The organism is Virgibacillus dokdonensis, assembly GCF_900166595.1.
Classification (GTDB): Bacteria; Bacillota; Bacilli; order Bacillales; family Amphibacillaceae; genus Virgibacillus; species Virgibacillus dokdonensis.
The window spans coordinates 1,720,639-1,733,908 of record NZ_LT745763.1 but is presented as its reverse complement, the minus strand read 5'-3'; the positions used below and the strand labels follow the sequence as shown (position 1 = coordinate 1,733,908).

Sequence of the window (13,270 nt, the reverse complement as noted above, 5' to 3'; positions counted from 1 at the left end):
CTCTCCCCCCTTCCTGCTGCTAATTTTGTTCAAAAAGGAGGTTCAAATCCTTACCATAGTAGTGTACTAATTTGGTTTATTAACCAGCTTCTTGAACTTTTACTTTAACTATAACATACTAAACATTCTTTCCCTGAGCAATGAATTTTGAAACCTTTTTCCTACCATTTCTTTATAATTTATTATAAAAATAACTTTATTTATTACTATATACGTAGAGGTGAAAATCATGCAAGAACCATTACATCGGATTTACCAAATTATCAAACTTGGAGAAAATTTAAAAACAGAGTTACGTCACAGTTGGCTTTCCAACGGAAGAAGAGAAAGCGTAGCAGAGCATACATGGAGAATGTAACTGATGGCCATATTATTACAACCTTATTTAAACAAGAAAGTAGACATGGAAAAATTATTAAAAATGATTATCATTCACGATCTAGTAGAAGCTGAAGCAAAAGATATTCCTGTTTTTGAAATCATGGACAACGAAGAAGCGAAGAAGCAAAAACAAATGAATGAATTAAATATAAAAAATACTTTACCAGAGGAAGTCGGCGGAAGTCTATACAATTTATGGATGGAATTTGAAGCCAAACAAACATATGAAGCAAAAGTCGCAAACGCCTTGGATAAACTCGAGGTGCAAATTCAACATAATGAAGCCGATATTAGTACTTGGAAGCCGATAGAATATGAATTATGTTTACAACTTGGCGAACATACCGATTTTAGTGCTATTTTAAATCAATTAAAAAATATAGTTGAACAGGAAGCGAAAGAAAAAATCGATCAATCTAAACAGCAAACAGTGACTGATTGAGTCCGTACTATAAATACCAAGGTAATATGCTACCCTATGTATCCCTTTTTTCGAACAAGTTTACATGGTGGTTACATACTTAATAAAACCTACGAACAACCTAACTTACTAGGTTTGAATGCAGAAATAGAAGATAGAAGAGCTAGAAGGCATGGAAGGACCTTTGTAGGGACTAAAAAATTCGTAAAATGCTACTAACTATTCGAATGCAACATATAAAATAAGTAGCGTGCTAGAGATATAATGCAAAACATGGAACTTACGACAGAACATTAACTGATAATTGCTCAAGCAGTTCATAGTCAAGAAAGTGCAACAGAAGGATATCCTCAAATGACGAATAAATGAAAAAGCCACATTGAGATTTTAACAAATGAAGTAAATGGTTAACACTTTTAAAAAACAATCACCTGTGCAAACTAAAAACGGGCAAGTCGAAACCGAGTACTACATGGCTAATTCCCTTTTTTCTAAATGCATCCGCCAACGGAAAAGCGTTTGAAAGTCAACCTATGAAGTATAATTTTCCAAACGCAGGCGAATTAAAAATTACGAAGCGATAAAGACACACGATTAAGAAAATGCTTTTTTCCGAATATAATAACTTTAAAAGAATATATAAAAACCATTGACTTTTTCACAATAAATTTATATAATGAATCTTGTCGTTAAAAACATCAATAATAATTAATAACTCTATTTGCGGGTGTAGTTTAATGGTAAAACCTCAGCCTTCCAAGCTGATGACGAGGGTTCGATTCCCTTCACCCGCTCCATACATATCTTGTCCCAGTAGCTCAGCTGGATAGAGCAACAGCCTTCTAAGCTGTGGGTCGCAGGTTCGAATCCTGCCTGGGACGTACCTAAAAACCCTCACAAACATAATGTTTATAAGGGTTTTTTGTTTTTGTTATAGGTAATTCAAGTTTTTCTAATGTACTTGACCTATCACATGTAGTGTAAAAAGACTCACCACAACACGTGGTGAGTCTTTTTACACTTTACAACTATAATGTTGCTACATAACACAATGCTTCTAATTCAGGTCCGCCAACCGAATAAAAACGCACGGTTATCTCTTCTTTAACTTGCCATTCCATGATTGCATAGGTCTTTTCTTTGCGGACACGTGGCAAGCGTATACTACCAGGATTAATTAGCAGTTGGTTTCCTTTTTGTTCCACGCCAGCAATATGTGTATGACCAAAACAAATCACTTGTGCTCCAAGTTCTTCTGCACGATAAGCCACATGTAATAAATTACTCTTTACTTGATGCAGATGACCATGAACAATGAGAAATTTGACTCCACTAACTTGGATTGTTTGTTCCTCAGGATAGCGCGTATCAACATCACAATTTCCCATTACAGAATAAAATCCAGCCATTTCCTTGTCGTCCATACCTAATTCCGAATCTCCACAGTGAATCATAGCATCTACACGGTGTCGTTGTTTAATCATTTCCAGCTCTTTCGTTAACCCGTGACTATCACTCACAATCAGCACTTTTGTCATAAGAACCATCCTATCTATCTAAAAGTATATCTTGTTTGTTTAAACTGACTTCTAGTTCTTTCAAAGCATTTCGTCTGTGGCTAATAGCATTTTTTTCTTCTTGGGATAATTGAGCCATTGTTTGTTGAAAGCCTTTTGGAATAAAAATAGGATCATACCCAAAACCGTTCTTTCCAATTGGTGAATGAGCAATTCTACCGTGACAATATCCAGTATAATATGTAGTAGCTGAACCAGGTATAGCAACTGCAAGTACACAGATAAAATGTGCTGTTCTTTTCACTTCTGGTACGTTATGTAATTCTGTGAGCACCTTATCGATATTGGCCTGATCACTTTTATCCTCTCCAGCATATCGCGCGGAGTACACCCCAGGTTTCCCATCTAATGCATCAATCATTAAGCCAGAATCATCAGCGATGACAGGGAGCGATAACACAGAAGCAATTTGTTCTACTTTTAATGCTGCGTTTTCTTTAAATGTTGACCCTGTTTCTTCAACATCTGGTATACCGTTTAATTCATTCAAGGATATAGCTTCAAGTTCATACGCAGCAAATAGTTCTTTAAACTCTTTCGCTTTCCCTTTATTTTTTGTAGCAATAATTATTTTTTTCATTTTGTTATTCTTCTCCTTGCGCACTTGCAGGCTTAACAATCTTTTCAGCAATGGAACCTAATGCTTCCCGCTGTTTTTCAAATAGTGTTAACAACCCTTCCTCAGCAAGCTGGAGCATCGTTTGCAATTGTTTACTTGAAAAAGTAGCTTCTTCCCCTGTACCTTGTATTTCAACAAACTCACCTGAGCCTGTCATTACGATATTCATATCAACATGCGCACTGGAATCTTCTTGATAATTTAAATCTAGAATTTCGTTTCCATCTGGTAATACGCCAACCGAAGTTGCTGCCAAGAAATCTGTAACTGGCATTTTAGAAATAACTTTATTTTCCACTAACTTATTAAATGCTAATGCTACAGCAACAAACGCACCAGTAATCGAAGCTGTCCGCGTTCCTCCGTCAGCTTGAATGACATCGCAATCTACCCAAACCGTTCGTTCACCTATGTTATCTAAATCGACGACCGATCGAAGGGATCGTCCAATTAACCGTTGAATTTCCATCGTTCTTCCACTTACTTTACCTTTAGAAGATTCACGTATATTTCTTTGCTCAGTCGCCCGAGGAAGCATTGCATATTCCGCTGTAATCCACCCCTTTCCTTGCCCACGCATAAATGGAGGAACTCTGTCTTCAATACTTGCATTACATATTACTTTTGTATTTCCTATCTGAATCAGCACAGAGCCTTCCGGGTGCTGAAGAAAATCCGTAATAATTGTGATAGGTCGTAAACTACTTTCATTACGCTGATCGTTTCTCATGTATAACTCCTCCTTATTTCAACACTAGCTTAACATATTTTCAAGCAAAAGGACTATTTAAATACATGGCAATTTCAATTACTAATCCTATCTCCCTTGTTATAAGAAATGCAATAACCATTTGTTACCAAGTCTTATACGAAAGACTTTACGGCACATGAGACTTTTTTAGCACATAAAAATGAGAAAAACTTAACTTATCGCCTAGTTTTTATGGCGGGAGCTGTCGTTTTCCTAATCCTTGTATAAACAATCCAGTTTATTACGTGGCAAACAGTCGATGTCTGCTTTATTCACTATAAGATTATCTGAGGATGTGTTGATATTAACTGCTAAGAAATTAATAATTAAAGAAACTTTGGGTTGCTGTTACTTTTAATTTTTAGCCTTTTGCATAGGCTTAGCTTCCTATCCACTTTTTTATTTATCATCAATTTTTACGTTCTTTCAAACTATAAACCAAAAAACCATCCTATAGCACAAATAAAAAGAGGCTAGCAGGCAGCCTCTTCCTCTACAGTTCTTCTGCTTGTGTAAATTGCTGTATAGTAACAGGTTCCGTATATGCTTTCCCTTCTTCATTTACTAACTGTTCTATATTATCTATACTAACTTGCACGGATTCAATCCCTTTTACTTCGGTCATTGTACGAACAATACTTTCCATGACTTGATCAGATATGACTGCCTTATCTTCATCTTTTAAAATTTCCTGATTAAATTGCAAATGCAATGTTCCACCCTTTATCGAAGGAGGTGTTGTTAGAGTCGTTTTCGGATTAAACACTTGCATCACATTTTGCTCCACTCCTGGCCCATCTATTAATGCATTTACAATGGTCATCAACTCGTCATCCTCTTTATCTTGATCTACATATTGGGTGACAGGAATATAATAAGCATTATCATTATGTTCGGCAGGGTAAAACATCGTTACGGTTTTACTATCCACTAGATCACTCGCACCGGTATCACTAATATTTATACCATCGGCGCGTGAAAAGCCATTTCCTATCGGCGTGCCATCAACAGGCATTTCCGTTATTGCGTTACCTTCCATCTGCAACTGCACCTGTTTCACATTCTCAAATTGCGTTAAAGAATACGTAATAGCTTCTAGTATTTTTCGTTCATTTTCGGCTTCATAATTAGCAAACTCTTTTGATAGATTAACAATTATTTTACCGTCTTCTTGAAGATTAACCCCTAAAACTTCTGTGCCTGCAGGTATGACTCCCTGAAATCCATTTGGCAATATTTGAGACACCGGACCATCTTTTACTAAATATTCCATTACTTGCTTGGCAACAGTATGCGATTCTGTCGTTGGCATTTCTATCGTTTGTGAAGCTACCATGCCATTAGCATCTAATAAATATAAGTCACGCGCAACGGTACTCGCTTGCGTCTCATCATCCGTTTCTCCTTCACCATCTTGCGTTTCCCCTTGATTATCAACGGGTTCTGCATTTTGCGGTGGATCCATTTCTTCATTTAAAGACTGTTCTCCTTGAAAACATCCACTTAAAATGATGGAAAGTATCATTACCCCCGCGATAAGCATGACGCGCTTTTGCATTTTTTCCCCTCCTACCATAGTTTGTACTAAGATATATACGAGCATAGGAAGCGAAATAGACCAAGCTATATAAAAAAATGCAAGATTCTTATTTAGAATCTTGCATTTGATGTAAAGCAGCTTTTTCTATGGTTATCATTTGTAAATTTTGTTCTTTAAAAATTCGCTTAGAGATTTGCATGAACATATTTAAATCACCAGTCGTATAAAATTGATGGATGGGAGTTATTCCATTATGATTTAACAAATGTTGCATTTCTAATATAGTACTCGTTTCTCTGGCTGTTTCTTCACTAGAAGATATTAATGTTACATCTTCCCCCACTACTGATTGGATAGTGGATTTAAGGAGAGGATAATGGGTACATCCTAAAATAAGTGTATCCATTTGTGTTTGCTCCACCATCGGTCGCAATGCTTCTTCAACAACTTGTATTGCTTTTGAGCCTTCCATAATTCCTTGCTCTACCATGGGGACAAACATAGGACAAGCCTTTGCACAGATGTCCAATTCACCTTTAATATTTTTAAGTGCATTCGTATAAGCATTACTTCTGATGGTTCCGTCGGTTCCGATGACGCCAATACTATTATTTTTTGTAAATTTAATCGCCGCTCTAGCACCTGGTTGAATAACTCCTATAACAGGTATGGCTAAATGTTTCTTTAAAGAATCTAATGTAAAAGCTGTCGCAGTATTGCACGCAACAACTAACATTTTAATATCTCTAGCTAACAAAAAGTTAACCATTTCCCATGTGAATTGCTGCACTTCTTCTTTTGATCTTGGTCCGTAAGGACAGCGCGCTGTATCGCCAACATAAATTAATTTTTCTTTAGGGAGCTGTCGCATTAATTCATAAGCTACTGTCAACCCGCCAACTCCTGAGTCAATAACGCCTATCGCTTGTTTCACTATATCGCCTCATCTTAAACTTTATTTCTGTTCTTTTTCTTTCATTTGCTCATGCAAATATGCAAGCAATTCATGCAATTGATCGATTTGATCATCTGAAAATTCCTCCAAAACTTGACCTAAATATTCTTGCCGTTTTTCTACAACCTCATGAATAATCGTTTTTCCTTTCTCCAATACATGGATACGTACTACTCTTCGATCTTTAGCATCACGAACTCTTTCAACAAGCCCATTCTTTTCCATCCTATCCACTAAATCAGTAGTAGTACTAAAGGCTAGACTAATACGATTTGATAGTTCCCCAATTGTTAAGTCTCCTTCTTCCAAAAGCCATTGTAAAGCAATAAACTGTGGAGAGGTGATTGGATAATTGTGCAGGATTTTTCGACCATTTTTCTTAATGATTCCAGATATATAACGCATTCGCTTCTCAATCCGGTTAATGGTTTCTTCCGTTTCATACGATTTCAACGACCGTTACCTCCTACTCCCCTATGTATCATATTTATTTTACATAATGAAACGCCTTTACGTAAAGCAATCGTCTTTAACAAGTATAATTTTGTTATCCTATATGTACATCCATTATTTTGCTTCAAATAAAGAAACATGTTTTGTTTCTCGTTGTAACTGCATAAAACTATCATTAAAAATTGTTAAAAGAAACATGAGCTAAAATTTTATTTTTGTTAAGACAACCTTAAAGACACACCCCAGTTACGAAAAATCAACACCGACATCCATTGACGATTTACTTTATATATAGAACTTTTTTCATTATACAATTAAAATAGAAAGCTTGCATCCAGTATTTCTTTTACAATCTAGAAGACATTGCAGAGTTAGTGAAGCTTTGCTATCTAATATCTTTGCGTTTCCCCTCTAGTTATATAAGTTGTATAAAATAAAATCCCGGCCTCCCCATAAAAAAGGAAGGCGGGATTGGTTAGAAAATCTAATTTTGTTTTTCACACAGGTTCCCTACCATTATTCACGAATTTCTAATTGCAAGTCTGACTTCATACTTGCTAGTACCGGAGACTTCTGTAAAGCTATATTAGCAATTTCTTCTATTTGTTTTTTAGATGCAGACGTTTTTGCATGAAGATGGATGGTTGGATTGATAATGCCACCTTCTCCTTCTTCCAAACCTAAAAATACTGCTGCATTTAAATCCGCATCTACGATAACCTCAACGGAATCAAGATGGATTCCTTGTTGGCTTGCTAACACTTCAAATGTAATTGCAAAACAACTACCTGCAGTCCCAATAAGCATCTCCACTGGGTTTGCCCCTTCATCAGACCCACCTAATGGTTGTGGCTCATCCATTATAATAGGTGCAAAATCACGAATTTGCACCACATTTTTTACTCCTGTTTTCCAAGTTACCTTTGCCTGCCAAGATTTTATCTTTTGGGAATGATCTTCTTTCATTGCCTGTATCGTTTTTTCTACTGTTGCAAAATTCATACCATTCATGTATATTACCTCCATTAGATGTTTGATTCTAGCCTTATCATACACCTAGATGTATTACTTGAATGTAAGCTTCCTTACAATGTAGCACCTTTTTTAATCCAAAGTTGTTGGCGCTCATTTTTTAAAATACCATTATTCATCCATTTATTGAGTATAAAAGTTACCGTTTCCCTCGACGACGCTATCATTCCAGCCATATCCTTATGAGTTAAATACTTCGGTAGTGGGTGCCAACCGTTATGATTCCATTTCTCATCTTTCCATTTATGAAGAGAACGCCATAACCTCTCTTCTACTTTGTCATAAGCAACCTGCTCTAAAATGCCTACAACCTCACGTAATTGATTAGAGAAGTGTTTTAACAAAGCGAAGGATACAGATGGGGTATGGATCACAGCATCGATGATTTCTTGCTTTTTCACTTTAACCACTGTAACTTTGGTTAAAGCAATAGCAAAAGGATCGCGATCCATATTTGCAAACACACTGGCAATATCAATAAAGTCTCCCATTGTTAGTATCCCTAGCACGCATTCCTTACCGTCCTCATGTAATTGGAAAATGCGTACATCACCTTCAATAATTAAATAGATTTCATTTTTCTGTTTATACGGCGATGATATTTGTTCCCCTTTTTCAAAGATAAATTGTTTTCTTGATTTCCATCTATCTCTTAATTCACGGTCGAATAAGTGAATTACTTTAGTTGATAATAAAGGATGTTTTTCGATCATTTTTCACTTCACCTTCTCTGTCAAAAATTAAATATGGGTTTTTAAACCAATTTTAGAGTTAAAAAAATGAAAGCAACTGTAAAATGAACTTCCATTCAGTGGCGATTTTGTGTCATCCTCACCCTTATACTTTCTAAGTAATCATCAATGGGCATCTTACAACAGTTACCGCCAATTCATTATGACAAAAGCCCTATGGCGCAAGTAAAAAAACCTGTCATATGGCTCATTTACATACGACAGGTTTATTCATCTTACTTGTTTTCTTCACCGCATGACTTGCATAATTAAAATAGCAATTGCTGTAATTAAAAGCCCGAGATTTCCTGGACAAATAGAAAAGAGTGATTTTTTATTCTGCTTTTCATAAGGAACGGAACAACTATTGCATGTCCATTTTTGTTTGCATAATTTTTTTAACATATTTAGCTTTTTAAGGCTTCTTGAACTTTATCTGGATCAAAGCCAATGATCCACTTTCCGTTAATTTTCGTTTGCGGTACACCCATTTGTCCAGTTGTTTCCACTAAACGTTGCCCTGCCTCACGATCTGTTTGTACATTTATCGTCTTATAAGGAACATTGTTTTCCTTTAAATAATTTGTCATCATTGTACAAAATGGACATGTTGATGTAACATATACTTCTGCTGTAGCCTTCATTATAAAATTCTCCTTTCATTCATTTTATTTACCTTCATTTTATACCCCCGAACGTATATAGTCAATAAAGTTGCTTCGGGGGGGGTGTTTTTCTAAATTATATTTGTTCCAAAAAATTTACTTTCGCGTCATTTTCATTTAACAAATAATCTGTAAACTAATCTATGGAAGGTGGGGAAATCATTATAACGTTACATCCATAAAACTATACTAATGGTTCAAGTTCAACGTGGGTAAGTTATGACTTTTAATAATTGGTCTACCTTGAGTAGTCTGCACACTAACTTAAAGGGGAAATGATGATGACAGATAAGCAATTTAAAGACGATAATAACATGAATAAAAGAATGGATCGCCGAACTTTTTTAACACAATCTTCCAAAGTTACCGGGACAGTTGTGGGATTAACGTTATTAGGATCATTTAGTACCATTCCTGTTAGCGCTGTATCAAAATCACCTGTGAAACACGCAAAAAAAAGAAAAGCTGATTTGGTTTTCCCAGTCATTAGCGATGTCCATATCAAATATAATGATGAAGCTAATGTGAAAAAATTTACAACTACTTTAAATCAACTGAACCAAGTAGTTCCTCAACAGGATGCGTTAGTCGCGGTTGGCGACCTTACAGAGTATGGTTCCGAAACGGAATATGATATATTCATGGAGATTTATGAAAAAAATAAGAATCCAGATGCAACCCCGATTTTTGCAATTGGAAATCACGATTATTGGAATGGTTTATCCCCCATAGATTCCCAAAAACGTTTTTGTCAAAAAACCGGGATGAAATCTCATTACTATCATCAAATAATTAAAGGCTATCATTTCATTGTCCTTGGAACTGAAGACGGAAAGACAGAAGGAACATTTTCCACTAACCAAATAAAATGGCTAGAAAACAAATTACAGATTGCAAGTAATGATGACTGGAAAAAACCTATATTTGTTTTCCACCATCAACCTATTAAAGAAACTGTCTATGGAAGTGAATGGGGGTTTTCTGAAAATAGGGACCTTTTTTACAATACATTAAAGAAATTCCCTCAAGTCATTACATTTTCTGGTCATACTCATTACCCGCTAGACGATCCGAAAATTATCCATCAAAAAGATTTTACAACTATCGGAACTTCTACAGGTGCTTATGCATGGCTGGAAGGTGGAAGAATACAAGGAGCAGTTCCTGATGGTGCGAACATGCTAAACCAAGCTCTTATTGTTGAAGTGTACAATAATAAATTGATCATTAAACGCCGTGACATCCATAATAATGATTGGACTGGCGAAGATTTTGAAATTAATTACCCGATAAACAAACGAAATTTCAAGTACACGGAAAACCGTGACAAAAAGCCACCTTACTTTACTAAGGATGCAATGGTTTCTATCTTACATGAAGCAACCACAGCTTCTAGTTTAACCATATTGCTAACACAAGCTGAAGATGACCTTTTAGTACATGATTACGAACTAAAATTAAAAAATATACAAACTGGAAAAATTGAAAAAGAATACCTAGCTTTTTCAGAATTTTATAAAGACCCAATGCCAAATCCTCTTCGTTTAAGTATTGATCGCTTACAAGCAAATACTACTTATGACATAGAAATTCACGCTTTAGATGCATTTGGTAATAAAAGCAAAAATGCTTTAAAACTAATTGGAAGAACACAAAATAATTAACTGTCTTTTTCTCACTAAAAATTTGCAGGTCAATAATGTTAGAATAACTATGTCTTCCACCGCAATATTTCTAAATTTCAAATAGATGAAAGAAGGAGTACTCATATGTTACAAAGTATTGGTATCTCTGGATACTTATACCAAGTATTGATTAATTGTATTCAGACCATCCAAATTACCTTAATTAGGTAACGCTGTTGGTGTAACATTAAAAGAATTTAAAAAGTCAACAATGGATTCGTTTCTGAAGATGAAGCAAAAGTAGAGAAAAATAATTAACTTGCCATTTGGCATGTTGTCTTAACCCCTTTCAATCTTCATGACAGGGGGTTTTTTAATCCCTTATTTTTTTCATTTCTCAAAGATTTTTATCACGAACCGATTGATTAAATTAACTAAATATTACCATTTAAGTTACATTTCCAATTCTCATTGACTAGTTTGGGAAAGCTTACTATAATCAATACCATTGTATTGTTAAATATCTTCAGTCAACCTTGTCAATTCAGACACAATTTGCAATTCGGGAGGTTATTATATGAAAGCTATTATAAAAGATATTCTCCTTATTACTATTGGTTCATTTCTCATCGCAGCATCTGTTGAATTTTTTGTTATTCCTAATAAACTTGGCGATGGTAGTACTATTGGAATGTCTTTAATTTTATATTATTTATTTGAAGTTCCTGCTAGTATTAGTTCTTTAATCATAAATCTAATTTTCATCGCAATTGCCTATAAGTTTTTAATGAAAAAGACCATCGTTTATACCGTCGTAGGTGCGTTTATGACATCTGTAGGATTAAGTGTTATGAATCTCATACCTTTTGCAGTTGACGACATGATTTTAGGAGTAATTTTCGGAGCACTATTAATGGGAGCAGGCTTGGCACTAATTTTCATTGCTGATGCATCAAACGGAGGCACAACACTACTTGCATATTTATTGAATTATACGAAGGGGTATAATTTTTCCAAAAGCCTCTTTTATATGGATAGTTTGATCATTGTAGGCTCCATTGTAGCGATTGGAGTGTATCATACATTATATAGTTTTATTTTTGTCTATTTATGTACAAAAATAGCTAACCAGTTTATTGAAGGTTTTCATAACAAAAAAGCAATGACAATCATGTCGGAACAATATGAGGAAATCTCAAAGCGTATTACGCACAAATTCGGCAACGCCGCTACCATCTTTTATGGATATGGTTACTATGTTAATGAAGATAAGCGAATCATCTATATTGTAATCAAAAAAAATGAATTGTTAAAAATAAAAAAAGAAGTGCAATTATTAGATCCTCAATCTTTTATTGTCATTCATGAAGTAAAAGAGGTTGTTGGCGGGAAATTTGGTTTTGTTTAAAAGCCTTGGCTTATACTGTAGTTAGTGTAAAATAACAGAACTACAATTATTTACTTGAGTAGAGAATTTTTTTACAAAATAGATGGCAACTAGCACCATCACCCATGACGATATGCTATAGATATAAAAACAAACACTTGCTTTTCTTTCGTGAAACGAAAATAGCAAGTGTTTGCCCTTACGTGGATAAAATGTTGTAGCGTAAAAACAAGCTCTTTTACTCTTTATCTAACCAATCCATACATCGATCTGCTAACGCTTGAATTTCATTTATTAATAAGCTAGAATGGTAGCCATCACAAACTGCATGATGAACTTGTACAGATAAAGGAATAAAAACAGATTCTGCTTCTTTAAAATACTTTCCCCATGTAATTATAGGCAATAAAAAATTGCCTTCATTATTAATATTTAAATTAAATCCTGTAAAACTCGTCCATGGAATAATAGATATTGGATGAATATTCGTAGGTGGATTTCCCTTTGCTTGCAAACGAGGATGATCACCATAGTCTACACTATCTTGCATAAAACGGTTGTAAAACTCCACGAATATATTAGAAAAGTTCGTCCAAACATTAGAGAATAGTTCTTCTTCCTTATGAAAAATACTATAACTTGGATGAAGTACCTCCCAATAACCAAGTTCTCCTTTATCATTATAAGACATTCTAAATTCAGAATGTTGATTTACAACTTTTGAGCCCATATAAATTAAGGCTGGGTAAAGCTTCATTTTTCTTTCTCTCGTCTGCTTTAGCAATTCTGTAATATTTATATTCGCAGTCATACTAAAAGTACAACGCAATTGAGAAAAATGGTTAAAATATGCTTCTCTTTTCCATTCCTTTCGATTAACTATATGAAACATTAACTTACCTCCAGTATAGATGCACCTATTTAAAATGATATTACTTCATTATATATTTAAGATCACTTTCATCCACAATTGCTATTTTCGCAAAGACTAGGCATTTCATGCATTCTTTTTCATTTACTTGTAAATAAAATGTATGTAGCATTGTATAAAACACCGTTACGATAAGCCTAAAATTTATGCTTTCTTATAGTACAAGATATATAACAAGAAAAACCCTTGTATACTTTGCAGT

General features: G+C 34.8%; 12 protein-coding genes, 2 tRNA genes and 1 pseudogene. 5 read left to right on the top strand and 10 right to left on the bottom strand.

The annotated features are described in order from the left end of the window. Positions 1-229: 229 nt before the first annotated feature. From B2C77_RS09585 to B2C77_RS09575, 3 genes and pseudogenes are all read left to right on the top strand, one after another. Positions 230-823, top strand: a pseudogene (locus tag B2C77_RS09585) (HD domain-containing protein). A 702-nt stretch (positions 824-1,525) separates the two neighbouring features. Continuing rightward, positions 1,526-1,599: transfer RNA gene (locus tag B2C77_RS09580), tRNA-Gly, on the top strand. Between the two features lie 10 nt (positions 1,600-1,609). Further along, positions 1,610-1,683 (top strand) — tRNA-Arg (locus B2C77_RS09575). Between the two features lie 147 nt (positions 1,684-1,830). Here B2C77_RS09575 and B2C77_RS09570 read toward each other — a convergent pair. The 9 genes from B2C77_RS09570 to B2C77_RS09530 form a co-directional block, all read right to left on the bottom strand. After that, the gene (locus B2C77_RS09570; protein WP_077703411.1) at positions 1,831-2,340 is read right to left on the bottom strand and encodes a metallophosphoesterase; all 510 of its coding nucleotides are present in this window, start codon (positions 2,338-2,340) and stop codon (positions 1,831-1,833) included. A gap of 10 nt (positions 2,341-2,350) precedes the next feature. Then, positions 2,351-2,959 carry an XTP/dITP diphosphatase gene (locus tag B2C77_RS09565; protein WP_077703410.1) on the bottom strand — a complete coding sequence of 203 codons (609 nt, stop codon included), beginning with the start codon at positions 2,957-2,959 and terminating at the stop codon, positions 2,351-2,353. A 4-nt stretch (positions 2,960-2,963) separates the two neighbouring features. After that, entirely contained in the window at positions 2,964-3,728 is a 765-nt protein-coding gene (gene rph / locus B2C77_RS09560; RefSeq protein WP_077703409.1) for a ribonuclease PH, read from the bottom strand. A 514-nt stretch (positions 3,729-4,242) separates the two neighbouring features. Then, positions 4,243-5,307 (bottom strand): GerMN domain-containing protein, encoded by a 1,065-nt coding sequence (locus tag B2C77_RS09555; RefSeq protein ID WP_077703408.1) that lies wholly within the window; start codon positions 5,305-5,307, stop codon positions 4,243-4,245. Positions 5,308-5,395: 88 nt separating this feature from the next. Further along, a complete protein-coding gene (racE, locus tag B2C77_RS09550; protein WP_077703407.1) occupies positions 5,396-6,223 on the bottom strand; it encodes a glutamate racemase in 828 nt (275 codons plus the stop codon). 21 nt (positions 6,224-6,244) lie between these two features. After that, positions 6,245-6,649 (bottom strand): MarR family winged helix-turn-helix transcriptional regulator, encoded by a 405-nt coding sequence (locus B2C77_RS09545; protein ID WP_101934289.1) that lies wholly within the window; start codon positions 6,647-6,649, stop codon positions 6,245-6,247. Between the two features lie 564 nt (positions 6,650-7,213). Beyond that, positions 7,214-7,708: an OsmC family protein gene (locus tag B2C77_RS09540; RefSeq protein ID WP_077703405.1), complete on the bottom strand. Its 495-nt coding sequence runs from the start codon at positions 7,706-7,708 to the stop codon at positions 7,214-7,216. A gap of 74 nt (positions 7,709-7,782) precedes the next feature. Continuing rightward, positions 7,783-8,442, bottom strand: a complete 660-nt coding sequence (locus B2C77_RS09535) for a Crp/Fnr family transcriptional regulator (protein ID WP_077703404.1) — start codon at positions 8,440-8,442, stop codon at positions 7,783-7,785. A 425-nt stretch (positions 8,443-8,867) separates the two neighbouring features. Continuing rightward, a complete protein-coding gene (locus B2C77_RS09530) occupies positions 8,868-9,104 on the bottom strand; it encodes a glutaredoxin family protein (protein WP_077703403.1) in 237 nt (78 codons plus the stop codon). 302 nt (positions 9,105-9,406) lie between these two features. Here B2C77_RS09530 and B2C77_RS09525 point away from each other — a divergent pair, with 302 nt between their 5' ends. Together B2C77_RS09525 and B2C77_RS09520 are read left to right on the top strand one after the other, a co-directional pair. Further along, complete coding sequence (locus tag B2C77_RS09525) at positions 9,407-10,789, top strand: metallophosphoesterase family protein (RefSeq protein ID WP_077703402.1); 1,383 nt, start codon at positions 9,407-9,409, stop codon at positions 10,787-10,789. A gap of 538 nt (positions 10,790-11,327) precedes the next feature. Continuing rightward, positions 11,328-12,158 carry a YitT family protein gene (locus B2C77_RS09520; protein WP_077703401.1) on the top strand — a complete coding sequence of 277 codons (831 nt, stop codon included), beginning with the start codon at positions 11,328-11,330 and terminating at the stop codon, positions 12,156-12,158. 217 nt (positions 12,159-12,375) lie between these two features. On the opposite strand, the gene catA is transcribed toward B2C77_RS09520, so the two are convergent. Further along, positions 12,376-13,029 (bottom strand): type A chloramphenicol O-acetyltransferase, encoded by a 654-nt coding sequence (gene catA, locus B2C77_RS09515; protein WP_077703400.1) that lies wholly within the window; start codon positions 13,027-13,029, stop codon positions 12,376-12,378. Positions 13,030-13,270: the final 241 nt, after the last annotated feature.